Genomic DNA, 18,166 nt, shown 5'->3' on the forward strand with positions numbered 1-18,166 from the left:
GATCGGTAACTTATATGTCTCGCCCGGTGGTGGATGGCCCCGTCCATGTACGATACGATCCTCGTCGCGACGGACGGAAGCGATCCCGCCACTCGGGCCGCCGATCAGGCAATCGACCTCGCGTCGACGTTCGACGCCGACCTCCACGCGCTGTACGTCGTCGACACGCGACGGTACGGGAGTTCGATGATGGCGGACGCGGATGCGGTCGCCGAGGACCTGAAAGAGCAGGGGCAGGAAATTCTGGCGGACATCGCGTCCCGGGCCGACGTCGATGTGACGACCGACGTTCGAAGCGGACAGCCCTCTCGGCAGATCGGTGACTACGCGGACGAGATCGATGCCGACCTGGTGGTCATCGGCAATCGCGGCCTCACGTCCGGTGGCGAAATCGGGAGCACCGCCGAACGAGTCGTCAGGTACGTTAACCGTCCCGTAATCACGGCCTGAGGCGTGTTAGCTGGGGAAGAGAGTGTTACAGAAGATCACCCCCGTGTTGATTATACGGACTGCTGTACTCAGTTCCGGAGCACCCGCGACCGTCCTGTGGGTACGCCGGCACATCGGTACAGCAGACCGTACATACCCTCTTTTGTGGTGAGTAGTCGACCAGCCATTCTGGTCCTGTAATAGGTTTATCACAGCTGTTCAATATCTATGACGCCCTCGGGGAAGCGAACGTGAGAGACGGCATCCATCGAAATTATTGATCGAGAGCGAGAACCGATACCCATGACGTTCGTCGTTCCATTTGACGGATCCGTTCTCGCAGAAGCCGCCCTCGTTCGGGCCATCGAATACGGTGACGCGCTCGACGAGGACGTAACCGTCGTTTCGGTGATCCCCGAACGAACGCGATACGCACGAGAGAAGGGCTGGATCGGCGAGGACGAGGAGTACGACATCCCGGCTGTGGTCGACCGGCTTCGAGACCAGGTTCGATCGATCGCTCCCGATGCGACGTTCGCATACGAACGAATTCGGGAGTTCCCGCCGGAATCCCAGCTTGCGGATCACATCGAGCGACTGGTTCTCGAACACGACCCGAGCGTCGTCTTCCTCGGGAGCGACAACGTCGGCCGCGTCGTGACCCCACTGACGAGTGTGGGGGTCCACGTCGCCGCCGACGAGGCCTACGACGTCCTCATCGTTCGACATCGGCATCCGCCCAAACTCGAGGCAATCGACCAGCACGCAGACTTCTACGACGACACGGACTCGGTATCGTAGGATCCGTCAGCGGGACGTTCGACTCGGTCGTGGCCGGGTCGCGCTGCAGCCGGTCCGATTCACACCGTCGTCTGTTCGATCAACCCGAGAACGCTCGAGACGAGTTCGCACTCGTAATATCGGATCGTCTCGGTACGGGCATCGTACTCGACCAGCCCGTGATCCTCGAGTAACGGCAAGTGGACGTGAGCGAGTTCGAGTGCCCAGTCGTCGTCAGTCGTCGGTACCGAATCGAGCAGCGTCTCGCGGTCCATCCAGTTTCCTGATGCCGATTCCAGAACTGCGATCACCGATCGACGACGGGAGTCAGCGAGCAGCGACAGGATCTCGTCGACCTTGCACGTACATCGGATGGCTCCGTCCGAATAGCGGATCTGGCACTCGCACATGATCTTCAGTACTCCTCGAATCGACGTCGGTGAATAAAGCCGCACAGCGTGTTCCCACGAACTGAAAGCAACCGGCGTTTCGGACAGTTCATCGAGCAAGATAGTTCTGCGGGCCGCCCGATCGATCACGGACGACAGCGTACTATTATCGGTCTAATCGTCGTCAGAAAACCGCATGCGCTATCTCGAGATCACGGTTCCGAAGGGACGTCGACAGGCCGTCATCGAGATCCTCGAAGCGGAGGGAGTCGATTACGTCGTCAGCGACGAGACGAGCGACAGGGGATACACCGCAGTCATCCGATTCCCACTTCCGACGCGGGCCGTCGAGCCGGTACTCGATCAGCTGGCCGAGGCCGGGATCGACGACGCGCGCGTCGTCGTCATCGACGCGGAGGCGGTCATCTCGCGGGATTTCGACGACCTGCTGGAGCGCTACAGCCACGGCGGGACGGGCGAGCGAACCTCGCGCCAGGTTCTGCGGACGAAAGCCGACGAGCTCACACCCGCATTTTCGACGTACCTCGTCATGTTGGTGATCAGCGCCGTCGTCGCCACGTCGGGCCTGCTATTGGACTCGCCGGCCGTCGTCGTCGGGTCGATGGTCATCGCGCCGCTGCTCGGTCCCGCACTCGCCGCCAACGTCGGTATCGTTACCGCCGACGACCACCTTCGAACCACTGGATTTCGCTACCAACTCGTCGGCATCGCCGTCGTTATCGGGGCCTCAACTGTCCTCGCGCTGCTCGCCCGGCTCGCCGGTCTCGAGCCCGCGGGGGTCGACATCGTGATCGTCGCCGAACTGGAAGAGCGAGTTTCACCGAATCTCCTCTCGCTGGCCGTCGCACTGGGCGCCGGTGTCGCTGGAATCCTGAGCCTCACGAGGGGGTTCTCGGAGGCGATCGTCGGTGTGATGATCGCAGCCGCGCTCATTCCACCCGCGAGCGCCGTCGGGATTACGGCCGCGTGGGGGATGGACGGCGCCGCGATCGGTGCGTTCGTCCTCGTCGTCGTCAACGTTCTGTCGATTAACGCCGCAGCGCTGGTCACGCTGTGGATCGCGGGCTATCGACCCCAGGGGCTCTTCGAGGTGTCCCCCTCGCGCAGGCCGACGATCACGTACGCGGCGGTTTTCGGCATTACACTGCTCGTGCTCGCCGCTCCCCTCGCCGGCATCACGCTGCTCGAGATACGTACGACGCAACTGAAATCGACCGCCGAGGAAGAGGTCGCTACCGTCGTCGATGGCTCGGAGTATCACGCGGGAGAGGATTCGGTCGAGGTGATCCTGAACGACGACTATCCGGTCCAATCGATCGACCGCATCGTCGTCACGGTCACCGGGCGTGATCCCGGCCCGCATCCGACGCTCGGGGATCGAATTTACGAGAACATTTCGGCTCACGTGTCGGGTCCGCTCGTGGTCGAAGTTCAGTACATCGTCGCCGAGCGCCACGGGAACCGAACCGGCGAGCGACGGGTCGTCCACACCACGGGCGGGATTCGTGACCGGAGCCTCGAGCGAGTCAGAGACAGGGGTCGACGGCCGGTACACTGACGCGTCCGCAGTGAGAATCCGATTCTCAGTGCCCCGCCCAGCGCATCTCCCATGCACAGAGCCTCCAGCCTCCGATTCTCGGCGTTACCCGCTCACAGAACGCCACTCGTGGGACCTCCCACGGTATCGCGGACGGCTAGTCGACCGTCTCTCGACCGGCGACGGACGCCATCTCGAGTTCGTAGAGTTCGAATTCGACGTCTTCGACCGCTTCGTCGAACAGGTGAAACGGCGGGAACCACTCGTTGAGCGTCGCCTCGTCGACGTCGCGTTCCGACCTGGTAATGGGTCCGCGGATGTGGACGCTCCACGATCCGTCGGTCGCCCCACCGTAACAGACGAAGGTGGCGGTGTCGGTCGTCTCCAGGTAGCGACGCTTCGTGGTATCGTCGTGATAGCTCACGCGCAACAGGAACTGATCCTCGTCGTAGTGGTAGCTCAGTGGGACCGCGTACGCGTCGTTGCCATCTGCCAGTGCGAGGACGCCGTGATCACCGGTCCGCAGGCGCTTCTCGAGATCAGATTCGTCCATCCCCGTCGTGTAAACGTAGTCAGCGTGCTCCATAGGGGACGAAACGGGGCGAAGTGCCAAGTAGACTCACCCGTTTTCCGCTCACGGTCCGACTCGATCACCGGCGTCGGCCGAGATAAACGATCAGTGCCATGACCAGTGACCCGCCGAGGATCACTACGCCGCTTCCCACCAGCAGTCGTCTCGTCGTACGGGGATATGCAGCCGCGACCGGGACGAAGAGTCGCAGGTCGAGGACGACGACGATCAGGGTTCCGACCACGTCGAAAACGAGGTCCGACGCGGTGTCGCGCCATCCGTAGTGGACGAGGACGGGTTCGACGTCGTATCGGTCGCCGACGGCGCGGGCGACGAGTTCGATCAGTTCCCAGAAAACGCCGACGGCGATCATGAACAGTATTGTGATCACGGCGACACCACCGGCCCACTGACCACCAACGGCTGTCTCTTCGGCGATGACCACGAGCCCAGCGTAGACCAGTGCCGCAACGAGCATCGCCGACACCGTGTGCGTGAGCGTATCCCACCACCGAACGGAATCGTACGGCCCCAACATGCCGATCGAATGCAACAATCCGGCGACGGCGATCCACAGCGGAAGTTCCGGGCCGAAATCGACGGTCGCCGATCCCCCCTCTCGAGCGACCAGTTCGACGAGCAGCGGCAGGAACACGACGACGAAGGACACGAACGCGTTCACAGCCGCGGCGATGTCACGGCGGCGCATCGCCTCGAGGAGGACAACGAGAATACAGCCCTGAAATATCACCACGCCGAGCGACGGGAGACCGGAAATGAACCCCATTCGTTGGCCCGAATCACTGTCACGGAACTACTATAGTATTGGTGAACCGATCCGCCGATCGAAACCGGTCTCGATGAAATCGAATTCGAGGGCCCGCTTCGTTCGGGTCGCGTCACTCGAGTCGGTCGTCGGACCGGTCCGCTGGTCGGACGCGGTGACCCTCACTTGTCCAGATACCGCGTTGGGACGTACGCGATGACGCTGGCCGGCAGGGTCGTGACCAGTTGGCCGTCGAAGAAAACTTCGGCGATCGCAGGGAGAAGGCGACGGACCGCAGTGTACACGACTGCGACGGCCAGCGACGTCACGACGACCCATCGGAGTGCCCCCTCGAGAGTGAACAATAACGGGACGGCGAGCGTGACCGAGAGCAGGAGGTCCTCGGGTGCCCCGTCGTAGCGCACCCATCGGTAGGGAGCAATCCACCGATCGCGGTAGTGGTCGTAAACGGCGCGCTCCGAGGTCGCTTCCCACGGACGCAACTCGAGTCCGCCCCCGAAGATATCCGTGACGCTGTGGACGGCTGCACCGAGCAGGAAAAACGCGGCGACGACCGTCAGCAACGTCGGCGCGAACACGGCTATCGGCACGGTTACCACCCCGAGCGCGGAGAAGTAGACGGGGTAGTGAAGCGTCTTCCGATGCCCGATGTACATATCGAGGTCTGGGAATACGCCCCCCAGGAATCCCGCACCGAGTGCTGCGCCGGCGTACTCCGGCATCGCGAGCGCGTACGGAAGTGCGAGCAGCAAGCCAGTGAACGCGTGAGTCGGAAGCATCATCGTGTTGTATTACAAGGGACGGAACGGTTTTAACGCATCGGTGGGATCGACATCCCTCTGTTGTCCGACACAATACCGTGTTACCCGTGTGGTGGGTGTGCTTACCAGGGCCCAACTGTCCTGAGCGGACCACTGCGACACGCGCCCGCCCACGGCAGCATCAACCGGGCCGTTATTCCGGCCGCGCTACGACCAGTATCGGAACGTCGATCGTCCGTAACAGCGTCGAGGTAACGCTGCCGAGAACGTGGCGCTCGAGGTTCGATCGGCCGTGGGAGCCCATGACGACCAGATCGATGCCGTGGTCGGCGACGTACTCGCTGATTCCCGCGGCCGCACCGTCGAGTGCGGTCGTCCGAACGACCTCGGTCTCGACGTCCACGTTCGGTGCCGTCTCTGTGATCCCACTCGCGACCGCATCGACGGCGTCTCTTCCCTCCATTTCGAGTCGGTCGATGAATTCCGCCTCGAGGCCGCCCGCGCTGAACGCCCCACCTGCGTTCTGTATGTCGACGACGTTCAGCACGTGGACGGCGCCGCCGCAGTACCGAGCGATCGTCACGGCGGGGTCGATGGCGGCCTCGGCGTTCTCGCTGCCGTCCGTCGGAACGAGGAGGCGGGAGTAGTCCGTCGCCTTCGTCGTCGCACCGTCGCTGTGGGGCACGACCAGAACGGGTATCTCACTGCGGTGAAGCACGTACTCCGTAACACCACCGAGGAGACGCTTTCCGAGCCCCGTTAGTCCCTGTCTACCGATGACGATCATCGTCGCGTCCCGTTGCGCTGCGTACTCGCAAATCTGCTTGCCGGGCTTACCCTCGGCCAGTTCCGTCCGCACCGGCTGCCCGAGGTCCGCTGCGATCTCCGCGATCTCCTCGAGAACCGACTCACCTCGTTCGCGGAGTCGTGTCCGTTCCTCGGTCGAAGTAGCGAGTCGGATCGATTTCTTCTCGACGACGTGTACCACGTCGACAGTCGCATCGACGACGGTCGCTAGCTCGAGGCCCCGCGTTGCGGCTCGCTTTGATTCGTCGCTTCCGTCGACGGGGATCACGATATGGTCGACCATTCGTATAGGGTGTTCGAAGCCCGCACCCTTCACTATTTGTGGCGGTCTCGTGCTCAGTCGACGACGAGGACCTGAGCCGTCGCCTCGTCGGCGACCTGTTTCGAGACGCTTCCTCGGACGAGGTGGTCCAGTTCTCTGTGCCTGCCCATGACGATGAGATCGACGTCGTTTTCGGCCGCGTATCTCAGGATCGAGTCGCCGCGAAGGCCGTGTGTTACGCACTGCTCGACGCGGTCGACCCCGGCTTCCATGGCACGGTCGCGCACGTACTCGACCGCCTGCTGTCCGATCGTCTCGAGGTCCGCAAACGTTATTCCCGGAGCGATTGCGGCCGAGTTGATCACGTACATCGTATGGAGCGTCGCGTCCTGATCGGCCGCAAGTTCGATGGCTTCGTCGATCGCCCGCTCGGTGTTCGTTCGCCCGTCGGTCGGAATGAGGATATCGTGGTACATACGACTCCGTCCATCGAGGAGTGTGATAAAGACGGTGAGCGCACTTCCATCTTCAGGCGGGGTTCGAGCGGTAGGCCGAGCGAATCGCGGCTAAGATACCACCCGTGAGTAGTGCTGACTGGCCGACGCGCCGACGTCGGATACCGGTTCAGGCGGTCAACACCGGCCGATCTGCCGTTCGAACGACCCGTTCGGCGGTGCTCCCGATCCGCCGGTCGCGGGTGTGACTCTGGCCCTGGTATCCGATCACGATGAGATCCGCGTCGACGTCCGCAGCACGCGCCAGTATTTCCTCCCAGGGACGACCGTGACAGAGACACGTCGACACGTCGGTCCCGTAATTGTCGGCGCGCTCGGCCAAGTCAGTCAACAGGTCCTGGCCGCGGTCCTCGAGTTCGTCGAGCACGATTTCGGTGCTGCTCAGCGCCGGTTCGCCGTACCGGAACGTCTCGACGCAGTAGAGGAGATCGATCTGTGCGTCGTATTCGTCTGCAATGGCCAACGCATGTTCGACGGCACGGTTCGCCGGGTCGCTTCCGTCTATGGGAACGAGGATCGTCTCGTACATTATCGGAACATCACGTACAACGTGAAATCGCCGCAAATAGTTTTCACCCCACCGCGTGACACGTCCGGCGGTAGAGGCGCCGTGAGAAAACGGAAGTCCTGCGTATGGCGACCGGCCGTTCATCACCGATCACCTCGAACACGACGAGTGAATATGCGTTCTCACCGAACACATCGAAGGGCAGACTCGCCCGCCCGACACGACGCGTCACGTTCCGGTCGATCCAACGGCCGCGAGCATCCAACCGTCGTCGACGACTCCAGTATCCAGGTGGATACTCCTCGAGCGGATCGCTAGCCTCGAGTCGCGGACCGCCGAGGCACTCCACCGCGACTCACTCCTCCGGTGGATTTCGGCGCGCGATCATGCCGAGCCCGATCCACGAAATGACGACGTCGCCGTTCTGCGTGATGCCCTCAAGACGGCTGTCGACGTATCCCCGCCGGGGATCGCTTTCCGAGACCCGCTTGTCCAGGACCTCCGTGCGGATAGAGAGCGTATCCCCGGGTTTCACTGGCCGTTTCCACCGAAGTTCGTCGACGCCGCGGGCACCCATGCTCGCTCGATCCTGTATCGGGCCGTCGACGAGCATCCGCATGCAAATCGAGGCGGTGTGCCACCCCGAGGCGACCAGTTCGCCGAATGCCGACTCCGCGGCGGCGTCCTCGTCGACGTGGAACGGCTGCGGGTCGTAGCGTTCGGCGAACTCGATGATTTCCTCTTTCGTGACGTGGTATTCGCCGAATTCCTGTGTCTCACCGACTTCGATGTCCTCGTAGTACCGCATGGACGTCATATGGACGTCGTACCGGCAAGAATCTGTGGACCGAGGTAGAGCAAGTTGCCGAGCTGGTGACTGGATGCGAGTCCGAGTCAAACACTCGACGGCCGGTTCCGTACGGTCATCCCGTCGATCGATCGATGTCGGTGTTCGACTCGAGCGACCGTTCGTCTTGTGTCCGAAGGGACAGGAGAATCGCACAGGTGGCGGCGATCAGCCCGGAAACCGTCGCGATCGTGAATGCGATCCGGTATCCGAACTCCGTGTAGACTCGCGCGCCGTTGACGGTTTCGCCGGTCCAGTAGGCATCGAGTGCAGCACCGAGAATGACCGGAAAGACGGCCGCGCCGATCCAGGCCATCGTGTTGATCAGTCCGATGACGGTGCCGCTCGCCCCGTCCGGGTGGCGTTCCTTGATGACGGTGTAGGCAAGCGGGATGCCGCCGCGCAGGACCCGTGAGAAAAGGAAAATCGCGCCGACGAGAATGAGGGGGACGGTACCGAACGCGGCGAAGACGCCCCATGTTAGGCCGAAGACGAACGTCGAGAGGACGATGAGGCCAAATCGCTTGCCCGATCGGTCCGAGAGCCAGCCGAACAGCGTTGGGCCAACCATGCCGCCGACGTTGCCTAGGAGGAGGTAGACCGACGCTTCCGTCACCGAAATGTCGTGCGTCTGAACGAGATAGGGGATTCCCCAGAGGCCGAAAATCGTGATTCCGATGCCGGTCATGAAAAAGAGCATGACGCCGAGCAGCCACGTCTCGGGTTCTCTCACTGCGGCCGTGACGTACCGTTTGAGCGTCGCGGCCGAGGTTACGTCCGGCCGGTCGGGGACGTTCTCGATCGGTGGCAGGTCGGCGGCCGACGGTGAATCGTGCGAGAGCAGGGTGATACCGACCGCGGCCGCGAGACCGACTGCACCGAGCCCGATCATCGCGGACCGCCAACCGACGGTCGTGACGGCCACCGCCAGCGGCGTCGTAGCCGCCAACCCTCCCAGGATGCCGACGCTGAACGTCACACCCGTCATCGTGGCGAACTCGTCCGGACGGAACCAGTTCGCACAGAACCGGAGCGCGGCGACGAACAGGACGCTCGCACCCATTCCGATCAGCAGCCGTCCGACGAACGCCAGCACGTACGTCGGTGAGAGGCCGAAGACGAGCGCGCCAACGCTCATCAGTATCGTCCCCGCTGCGGCGATCACTCGCGATCCGTATCGATCCGCAAGCAGACCGGCCGGTACTTGAAAGGCCGCATAGAGGTAGAAAAACGACGAGTGCAATAAGCCGAGACTCGTCCCCGTCGTGTCGAACGACCGCATCAACTGTTCCGACAGGACCGCGGTCGACGAGCGATGGAGGCTTACCAGGAAAAACGCCGAGACCAGCACACCCCACCCAATCCACCGCCGACGATACGGATCCGAGAGCGTATTCACCTGCAGAAATTTGCTACCAGTTTTATTAAATCTAGGTCCGGATTGGGATTCTCCGAGTCGCCGTGAGAGTGTCCCGATCGTGGCTCTCCACCTGTCGAGTCTTCCCTACCGCTCGAGCCGGGATGCGTTCGATGGGCAGTGGAAACGATCGAACGCCGGCGGAACCGAGCGAGCGGTGACTGTGGCCGGTCCAGTGGCGACGGAATCGAGCGACGGTAACTGGGCCGAGCGAGTACTGATTGGAACGGACGCCGTCTGCGAACTGTCGGTCGTCTCCTCATACTGCCAACGACGCCTGGGCTTTCATAACACCTATGCAGCGCCGAATTGGGATTTCGGTATGGACCTCGAGGATTACTCCGTTCTCGTCACCGGCGGGGCAGGATTTATCGGATCGAACCTGGCGAACTATCTATCGGATGCGAACGACGTGACCGTCGTCGACGACTGTTATCTCGGAACGCCGGAGAACCTGGCCGAGGACGTCGATTTCGTCGACGCGAGCGTTTTGGACGACGATCTGCCGACCGACGTCGACGTCGTCTTCCATCTGGCGGCCCTGTCCTCGTACGCGATGCACGAGAACGATCCCACGACCGGCGCACGGGTGAACGTCGAGGGCTTCGTCAACGTGGTCGAACAGGCGCGACGGGACGGGTGCGAAACCATCGTCTACGCCTCGACGTCGTCGATTTACGGCAGCCGAACGGAACCCTCACCCGAGGAGATGGACGTCAGCGTCAACACCGGCTACGAGGCCTCGAAGCTCGCCCGTGAACGGTACGGTGAGTACTTCTCGAACCACTACGATATGACGGCGGCCGGCATGCGCTTCTTTTCCGTCTACCAGGGCTACGGGGGTGCCGAAGAACACAAGGGCGAGTACGCAAACGTGATCGCGCAGTTCGCCGACGACATCGCCAACGGGGAGTCGCCCGTGTTGTACGGCGACGGTACGCAGACCCGGGACTTCACTCACGTCTCCGATATCGTCCGCGGACTCGAGGGCGCTGCGCTCTACGAACTCGACGGTATCTACAACCTCGGAACCGGCGACGCCTACGACTTCAATACGGTCGTTGCGATGATCAACGACGAACTCGGAACCGACGTGGAACCGGAGTACGTCGACAATCCGATTCCGGAGTCCGTCTACGTCCACGACACCTGCGCCGACGTCTCGAAGATTCGGGCGGAAACGGGCTGGGAACCGCGAATCGATTTCGAGGAAGGAATTCAACGAGTCTGTGCGCAGTACACCGGCGAGTAACGGAATGAAGGAGGACCCGATGTCGGTACGCCGCGGCGGTCGCGCGGCAGTTTCCCGTTGTGCGCCACTCGTCGAACGCGTCCCTTCCCGTAGGAAGCGCCATCGAGGCTGCGCGACGAGCACGAACAGGACCGGTGATTTCGCCGCTGCTTGCATCTCCCGTCCGAGCGGCCCGTACGGACGACCGCCAGGGAAACCGGCGAGGGCCCCGACAGTGACGCCGATCTGACCGGACCAACTCGGCTCGGAACCGTCTCTCGTCCGGAGAGTACGTACGAGCTCGGGGGGAGCAGATCCCGCTTCTCCGTCCGTCGTCTTTTTACGTGCCGGTGCTCAGTCGGTTCTTCGCCGCGGTCCGTATGCGTAGTGGGGAAGACCAGCCTCGCCGCCGGGTCTGTGATCGCTATCGGTATCGGAACGCTCGGGGCGCTCGGGAAGGCTTTCGGGCAGTGCGGTACGCCCACGTCGATACGCTCCAGTCCTGATACGTCACCGTCCCCAGTTCGCCGCGAGAAAGCGGTTAGAATCGACGAACGTATCGATCACGATTCTGGTGCTCGATAAATATTGTCATGAAAAACGATAGATGAATTGGCGGGTGGCCTTGCAAGGAGTTTTTAGTATGGCACGCTCATTCTCGCGATATGCGACTCCACAACAGGGACGTCCGACAGGACGTCCGCGAACTCGGCGCCTTGCTCGGGGACGTCCTCGAGGACCAGACCTCTCGTCGATCGTTCGAGACGGTCGAGTCGTGTCGGCGGGCCGCGATCGATTACCGGTCCGGAGAACTCGAATCTCGGACGCCACTGATCACGGAACTCGAAGGGTTGTCGCCCCATCAACAGCGGATCGTCGCTCGCGCGTTTACGACTTACTTCGAGTTGATCAACCTCGCGGAGGAACGCGAACGGGTCCGAACGATCCGGACGGAATCCCACGAAGGTTCGTTAGACGACAGTCTCGAGACCGCAGCCGAGGAACTCGGCGAAGCCGACGTCGAGACGGTCGAGCAGGTGCTTTCCGACGTGCTGATCGAGCCGACGTTCACCGCCCATCCGACCGAGGCCCGGCGCAAGACGGTCAAATCGAAGCTTCGAACGATCTCGACCAACCTCGAGACGCTCGACGAACGCCTGCTGACCAACAAAGAAGAGGGACAGGTCTGGCGGGACATCGACGCCGAGGTGACGAGCCTCTGGCAGACGCCGCAGGTCCGCAATCGACAGCCGGAGCCAGAAGACGAGGCGCGCAACGTACAGTGGTACCTCGAGAATACGCTGTTCGAAGTCGTCGGCGAGGTGTACGACGAACTCGACGACGCCATCGATGCGGAAGTTCCCGGCAACATCGATATTCCGAAGCTCTTCGAGTTCCGATCGTGGGCGGGAAGCGACCGCGACGGTAATCCCTACGTGACCCCCGAAGTCACCGCGAACACGCTCGAACGCCAGCGGTCGGTCATCCTCGAGCAGTATCACGAACAGCTCAAGCGTCTCTCGGGCGTCTTGAGCCAGGACGGCAGTCGGATCGATGCTGGGTCGGCGTTCCAGGCCTCGCTCGAGGAAGACCGAGATCGATTGCCCGGCAGCGCCCGCACTGCCAGAGAGCGGTATCCGGGCGAACCCTACCGACAAAAGCTCAAGCTCATGCGCGAACGGCTTCGCCGCGTCGGCGACGTCCGTCCGGGCGGCTACGACGAGGCCGAGGCGCTCCTCGAGGATCTCTCGGTCATCGCCGAGAGCCTCCGCAACAACGCCGCCGAGAGTGTCGTCGACGCTCACGTCGATCCGATCCGGCGCCAGGTCGCGACCTTCGGGTTCTCCCTGGCGAGCCTCGATCTGCGGGACCATCAGCAAAAACATACCGACGCCATCGCCGAGGCCCTCGAGACCGAAGGGATCGACTATCACGGGCTCTCTGAAGACGAGCGCGTCGAGTTCCTGACCGACGCCATCCTGCAAGACGAACCAGTGCTCGACCTAGGTGACACCGACGACCTCTCGGAGGCGTCGGCGCGCGCTCTTACGTTGTTCGATAGTCTCGCGGAGTGGCAGACCGAGTACGGCGTCCACGCGATCGACACGTACTGCATTTCGATGACCGAGGAACCGAGCCACGTTCTCGAGGTGCTGTTCCTCGCCAATCAAGCCGGTGTCGTTTCCCTCCCGGAACACGCCGGAATCGACATCGTTCCCCTGCTCGAGACCGAGTACGCACTCTCCGGTGCGCGGCGGATCATGGGGACGCTGTTCGAGAACGAGGCCTACGCGAAAGCGCTCGAGGCCCGCGGCCGGACCCAGGAGATCATGCTCGGCTACTCGGACTCGAACAAGGAGAACGGCTTCCTCGCGGCCAACTGGTCGCTGTACAAGAACCAGCGCCGACTGGGAGAGATCTGCGACGATTTCGACGTGACCATGCGGTTGTTCCACGGCCGCGGCGGCTCGATCTCGCGAGGGGGCGGGCCGATGAACGAGGCGCTGCTTGCGCTTCCGAACTCGACGGTAACGGGTCAGGTCAAGTTCACCGAACAGGGCGAGGCAATCGCGGAGAAGTACGCCAATCCGCGCATCGCCGAGCGCAACATCGAGCAGATGCTCAACGCCCAGCTCAGGGCGCGGAAACGTGCGATGGACCAGCCGGAAGAGGAGATCCGAGAGGAGTGGATCGACGCGATGGATACCATGACCGACGTCGCGCGAACGGAATATCGTGATCTCCTCGAGAGCGACGGGTTCGTCCGCTATTTCGAGCAGGCGACGCCGATCACCGTCATCGAGGATCTGGATCTGGGGTCGCGCCCGGCTTCTCGGTCGGGTGAACGGACCGTCGAAGATCTGCGGGCGATCCCGTGGGTGTTCTCCTGGACACAATCGCGGTGTATCCTGCCGGGGTGGTACGCCATCGCGACGGGACTCGAGGCCTATCTGGACGATGATGGCTCGATGGAAACGCTCCAGACAATGTACGACGAGTGGCCGTTCTTCCGAACGACGCTCGACAACGCGGCGCTGTCGCTGTCGCGTACCGAACTCGAGATCGCCGACCGATACGCCGACATGGCCGACGCCGAGCTTCGTGAGCGGTTCTTCCCCCGGATAACCGACGAGTACGAGCGGGCGGCCGATCTGATAACGGAAATCGGCCAGCGCGATCGCCTGCACACCCGCGATTGGCTTGGAGAGAATCTCGAACGGCGAAACCCCTACGTCGACCCGCTCAACCTGCTCCAGGTGTATTTGCTCGATCGGACGCACCGAACTGATATCGAAGAACGGACGCTTCGGTTGACGGTGAAGGGGATCGCCGCTGGGATGAAGAACACGGGATAAGGGTCGGGCCGAGTCGGATTGCCGACCGGTCTCGAGTCAGTCGATCTCGAACGCGAATCGGTCACAGGCGGAGCGAAGAATCGAAACGGGTAAAAACGTCTCTCGAGTAGCAGTGAGTGAGCCGAGATAGCCTAGCCCGGCCAAGGCGGCAGATTCGAAATCTGCTGTCCTCACGGACTCGGGAGTTCAAATCTCCCTCTCGGCGTTTTTGCTGCAGTAGACGACGAACGGAACGGGCCGTCCGTATCCCAGAACGGGCCGCGAAGCGCAGACTCGGAGCGCGTTGTGTCGCGCTGCGATCATACCGCGGCGAAACAAGGTCGTGAGCAACCAATTTCACTCCTAGTTCGAACTACCACCGTAGTGGTTCGTCTCTGTGGGACCGCAGTCGAGGGTGGGACCGGAGGTCGGTCACCCGTCATGCGCAAGGGTGGCTTCTAAGCAAATTCTTGTGGTAGGGATTTCGATACGAGAAATCAATGTCCGTACTTCCATATTCGATCGACGAAGGAGGAGGCTGCGATGGGTTCTGACGACACTCGCGACGACCCCGCCGCCGGGGAGGAGACATTTCATCCGCTCGGCGAGGCGTGGCAGGACGACCTCGAGGACATGCTCGACGACACCGAGTACGATACCGAACTCGGGATGGAGATGGGGAGAGACGCCATGCGGGTGACGAAGGGCGAACTCTCCGAGGAGGAGTTCCACGAGCGGTATCACGAGGACGTGATGGAGGAGTTCGACGAGGACGAGCGGCCGATCGCCAGTCCGGACGACGTCGACGAGAAGGAGTCGGAATCGTTGCTCTCGTCGCTTACCGGCGACGAGTCTCGTCGGGAGGTGCTCAAGAAAGGCGCTGCCGGTGCCGGGTTCGCCAGCCTCGGTTGGGGAGCCGTCGACCAGCAGGAGCCAGAGACAGAACACGCCGTCGAAGACCCGGGCGAAGTCCACATGGATGAGGAGGATACCCAGTGGGGAATGACGATCGACCTCGAGTACTGCGACGGCTGTCTCTCCTGTGTGACCGCCTGCAACGCGGAGCACCAGTGGGACGAGGGGGCGAACTGGATGTACGTCCTCGCTTACGAGGACGGGAACGTCGAATCGCCGGAACCGGACAACTACGACAGCGTCCACGACTTCAACTACCTCGTTCGTCCCTGCCAGCACTGCACCGACGCGCCCTGCGAGAAGGTGTGCCCGACGACAGCCCGCCACACCCGGGACCGAGGCGGCCTGGTGTTGACCGACTACGATGTCTGTATCGGCTGTCGATACTGTCAGGTGGCCTGTCCGTACGGCGTCAACTACTTCCAGTGGGACGACCCGAACGTCTCGGAGGAAGAACTCGATCCGGAAGGGGTCTACGACTATCGCGACCGACGTGTCAGCCGGCGCGCTCCCCGTGGCGTCATGTCGAAGTGCATCTTCGACCCGGCTCGCCAGGACGGCAACCACGGCGAGCAACTGATCGGCACGACGGCCTGCGAACAGGCGTGCCCGCCGCAGGTGATCCAGTTCGGTGACAAGAACAATCCCAACAGCGATCCGGAGCGCTACCGGGACAATCCGGCCAGAGCGCGCACCCTGATCCGGTTGAATACGAGCCTGCCATCGCCGGACGAACTCCCGTCGATGCTCGAGGGCGTCGATTCGACCATCGAAGCGGTGTCCGAATCCGTCGAGGGACTCGACGAGCAGTCCATCGCCCTCACGACGGCGGTCCTGATCACGACCGTGGATTACGACGAGGAGGCACCGCCGGGCGATACCCTGGTGGGATACGAAGCGACGATTCTCGAGGTCGCAGAAATCCTGCAGAATCACGGGATCGCCCTCGAGAGCCAGGAGGTCCTCACCCAGCTCGACCTGACGGTCGAGCAGTTCCAAGGCCCGACGGAGGATGTCGATGTGGCCAATCGAGAGGAGGTCGCCCAGGAGCTATTCGAAGACTACATCGACCCGCCGGTCAACGAGTACGAACTCCTCGCGGACATCGGGACGAACCCGAACGTCACCTATCTCGGGAAAGAGCCCGGACCGAACGCCCACCAGGTCCCCGGTCCGACCTCCTACCAGGAGGTCGGCATGCTCGACAAACGCCAGGAGGCACTCGACGACAGAACGGTTGGCCTGGGACTGCGAAACGAGTGACGCGTTCCGGCGGGCCGACGGTTCTGCTGTGGCCCGCCCCACGGTCGGTGTCACAGGTCAAAGCCGAAGTTGAAACCCCCCTCCCACTGGAGACGCTGACCCCGGAACCTGGTGTCTCCGCCGTGTCGGTTGCCGACCCACAGCACCCTCGAGAGCGTAGTATCGGGGTCGCTCATCACGAGTCCGTCGAAGCGCGAGTGGGTGACGTTGTGGTTCTCGCCGGTTTCGTCGAACCGGAGGCTGGCCCCGTCTGCATCGATCGTGACGTTGTCGAGTGTGAGCCGATCGATATCGGTCTCACCATCGGTGACGAAAACGCCGTGTCTATCTGTGGCGGACTGCGGTTCGATATCGAACTCGCAATTGGTGAACGTGACGTTCGACGACCCGACGTAAACCGCATAATCCGAAACTGTTGGACTCGACTGGTCGGTAATCGTGCAACTGTCAAAGTAGGTGGGGGCAGCGTCGTTGTCGTTAACCCGGATCGCACGACCGTCGGTTCCGCGGTCGGTGATGTGGACGTCTGTCAGCCGGGCCGGGCCGTCCTGGGTCAAGCGGATGATCTCGGTATCCTTTCGGACCTGGTTGTTTATTAACAACTGGGAGACTAACTGCCCGCCGCCGTTCTCGAGCCAGAGGCCGGACCAGGGGTATCCCGGATAGTCGTTCATCGTGATGTGACAGTTTTCGACGCGGTCGTTCGCGCCGATTCGAATCGATGCGCCGGCGCAGTTACGCACGTGGCAACCGGTAACGATATTTCGGCCGTCGTTACCTGACACGTAGATTCCGTTGTCGATGTAGTCCGAAACCTGGCAGCTTTCCCAGATGTTCGTCCCGTGGTTGTATATGTTCGTGGCGAAGGGAATCGCGTGGCCGACGTGAGTCGGTCGGTCGTATTCCGTATCGCCGTTACTGAGCGTGCACCCGCAGATGATGTTGGTGGTCGAATACCGGACTCCGGCCACCATAATCGTATACCGGTCGCCACCGTACGTTGGATTCAACCTGTCGCGCTGGCCGCGCATCGAGACGTTCTCAATGTGGCTGTAGTTGTAGGTATACCAGCGCCCGATTCCGGCGTCGTAATCGCCGCGGATATCCACCTGGAGGTCGCTCATGACCGTCCGCTGTGCGTGCGGCAGCGACGCCTCCGACGTTCCGACGGTCATCAACCGGTCGACGTCCTGATCGGTTACTTTGAGGACGGCGAATGGGCACCCGACGAGCCCGAAATATTCGTGGGCATCGAGGTGGATGTTGTCCGTCTCGACGTGCCACGTTCCGGGTGGGATCTCATACCGGTGGTTTCGTTCCGTCGGTCGGAACGACGAATAGTGGGCGTAGATCGCAGCCATTATGTCGTCCTGTTCGGGCTCGACACCGAGGTCGTCGCGTACGTTGACGATGTTCGGGTTCTGATTTACGGCGTCGATAGTGACGGAGTCGTCGTCGGACTCGGTCGCCGTGAGTGAGTCGTCGAAATTCAGGTGGGAGACGGACGTGTCGATCATCGTTCCCGAGTCGCTCACGGAGAGTCTGTTCGCGGGGTTGGACTGGGCCGAAGCGACGCCGACGCCGGAGCCCGTCGCCGCTGCGCCGGTGAGGGCGCCGCCGATGCCGAGGGCACCGAGCAAGCCGATGTACGATCGTCGTGAGGTCTCACCGGCTGTGCCGGTCGACTGGTCTGGTTGGGTATCGTCTTCCATCGCAACTTGACTGTCATGATTTCTTGGGATTTGTTATAGATCGTCTACCGTCCTTTGAGTCGCTTCGAACCGATACCGA

General features: G+C 62.2%; 16 protein-coding genes and 1 tRNA gene. 7 read left to right on the forward strand and 10 right to left on the reverse strand.

Features of this window, described 5'->3' with window-relative positions:
* Positions 1 to 45: 45 nt before the first annotated feature.
* Positions 46 to 450 carry a universal stress protein gene (locus NJU76_RS00265; protein WP_254530825.1) on the forward strand — a complete coding sequence of 135 codons (405 nt, stop codon included), beginning with the start codon at positions 46 to 48 and terminating at the stop codon, positions 448 to 450.
* A gap of 282 nt (positions 451 to 732) precedes the next feature.
* On the forward strand, positions 733 to 1,230 hold the full coding sequence (locus NJU76_RS00270) for a universal stress protein (RefSeq protein ID WP_254530826.1): 498 nt from the start codon (positions 733 to 735) through the stop codon (positions 1,228 to 1,230).
* Positions 1,231 to 1,289: 59 nt separating this feature from the next.
* Here NJU76_RS00270 and NJU76_RS00275 read toward each other — a convergent pair whose 3' ends face one another.
* Positions 1,290 to 1,619: a DUF7344 domain-containing protein gene (locus NJU76_RS00275; protein WP_254530827.1), complete on the reverse strand. Its 330-nt coding sequence runs from the start codon at positions 1,617 to 1,619 to the stop codon at positions 1,290 to 1,292.
* A gap of 175 nt (positions 1,620 to 1,794) precedes the next feature.
* On the opposite strand from NJU76_RS00275, the gene NJU76_RS00280 reads away from it, so the two are divergent.
* Positions 1,795 to 3,177: a TIGR00341 family protein gene (locus NJU76_RS00280; RefSeq protein ID WP_254530828.1), complete on the forward strand. Its 1,383-nt coding sequence runs from the start codon at positions 1,795 to 1,797 to the stop codon at positions 3,175 to 3,177.
* Between the two features lie 136 nt (positions 3,178 to 3,313).
* Here the strand turns inward: NJU76_RS00280 and NJU76_RS00285 are convergent, their stop codons facing one another.
* The 8 genes from NJU76_RS00285 to NJU76_RS00320 all read right to left on the reverse strand — a co-directional run bounded on the left by NJU76_RS00285 (position 3,314) and on the right by NJU76_RS00320 (position 9,613).
* Positions 3,314 to 3,742, reverse strand: a complete 429-nt coding sequence (locus NJU76_RS00285) for a pyridoxamine 5'-phosphate oxidase family protein (protein WP_254530829.1) — start codon at positions 3,740 to 3,742, stop codon at positions 3,314 to 3,316.
* Positions 3,743 to 3,806: 64 nt separating this feature from the next.
* Complete coding sequence (locus NJU76_RS00290) at positions 3,807 to 4,514, reverse strand: DUF2238 domain-containing protein (protein ID WP_254530830.1); 708 nt, start codon at positions 4,512 to 4,514, stop codon at positions 3,807 to 3,809.
* 161 nt (positions 4,515 to 4,675) lie between these two features.
* Positions 4,676 to 5,296, reverse strand: coding sequence for a metal-dependent hydrolase (locus tag NJU76_RS00295; protein ID WP_254530831.1), 621 nt, complete (start codon positions 5,294 to 5,296; stop codon positions 4,676 to 4,678).
* A gap of 172 nt (positions 5,297 to 5,468) precedes the next feature.
* Entirely contained in the window at positions 5,469 to 6,365 is an 897-nt protein-coding gene (locus NJU76_RS00300; protein WP_254530832.1) for a universal stress protein, read from the reverse strand.
* A 53-nt stretch (positions 6,366 to 6,418) separates the two neighbouring features.
* A complete protein-coding gene (locus NJU76_RS00305; protein WP_254530833.1) occupies positions 6,419 to 6,820 on the reverse strand; it encodes a universal stress protein in 402 nt (133 codons plus the stop codon).
* 148 nt (positions 6,821 to 6,968) lie between these two features.
* Positions 6,969 to 7,388: a universal stress protein gene (locus NJU76_RS00310; protein WP_254530834.1), complete on the reverse strand. Its 420-nt coding sequence runs from the start codon at positions 7,386 to 7,388 to the stop codon at positions 6,969 to 6,971.
* A 334-nt stretch (positions 7,389 to 7,722) separates the two neighbouring features.
* Positions 7,723 to 8,175, reverse strand: a complete 453-nt coding sequence (locus NJU76_RS00315; RefSeq protein ID WP_254532513.1) for a MaoC family dehydratase — start codon at positions 8,173 to 8,175, stop codon at positions 7,723 to 7,725.
* 115 nt (positions 8,176 to 8,290) lie between these two features.
* On the reverse strand, positions 8,291 to 9,613 hold the full coding sequence (locus NJU76_RS00320) for an MFS transporter (protein ID WP_254530835.1): 1,323 nt from the start codon (positions 9,611 to 9,613) through the stop codon (positions 8,291 to 8,293).
* Between the two features lie 340 nt (positions 9,614 to 9,953).
* On the opposite strand from NJU76_RS00320, the gene NJU76_RS00325 reads away from it, so the two are divergent.
* The 4 genes from NJU76_RS00325 to NJU76_RS00340 all read left to right on the forward strand — a co-directional run bounded on the left by NJU76_RS00325 (position 9,954) and on the right by NJU76_RS00340 (position 16,375).
* Positions 9,954 to 10,883: an NAD-dependent epimerase/dehydratase family protein gene (locus NJU76_RS00325; protein ID WP_254532514.1), complete on the forward strand. Its 930-nt coding sequence runs from the start codon at positions 9,954 to 9,956 to the stop codon at positions 10,881 to 10,883.
* A gap of 644 nt (positions 10,884 to 11,527) precedes the next feature.
* Positions 11,528 to 14,218: a phosphoenolpyruvate carboxylase gene (gene ppc, locus NJU76_RS00330; protein WP_254530836.1), complete on the forward strand. Its 2,691-nt coding sequence runs from the start codon at positions 11,528 to 11,530 to the stop codon at positions 14,216 to 14,218.
* Between the two features lie 120 nt (positions 14,219 to 14,338).
* Positions 14,339 to 14,423 (forward strand) — tRNA-Ser (locus NJU76_RS00335).
* A gap of 317 nt (positions 14,424 to 14,740) precedes the next feature.
* Entirely contained in the window at positions 14,741 to 16,375 is a 1,635-nt protein-coding gene (locus tag NJU76_RS00340; protein ID WP_254530837.1) for a 4Fe-4S ferredoxin N-terminal domain-containing protein, read from the forward strand.
* 50 nt (positions 16,376 to 16,425) lie between these two features.
* On the opposite strand, the gene NJU76_RS00345 is transcribed toward NJU76_RS00340, so the two are convergent.
* Complete coding sequence (locus NJU76_RS00345) at positions 16,426 to 18,087, reverse strand: right-handed parallel beta-helix repeat-containing protein (protein WP_254530838.1); 1,662 nt, start codon at positions 18,085 to 18,087, stop codon at positions 16,426 to 16,428.
* Positions 18,088 to 18,166: the final 79 nt, after the last annotated feature.

The organism is Natrinema gelatinilyticum, from assembly GCF_024266705.1.
Classification (GTDB): domain Archaea; phylum Halobacteriota; class Halobacteria; order Halobacteriales; family Natrialbaceae; genus Natrinema; species Natrinema gelatinilyticum.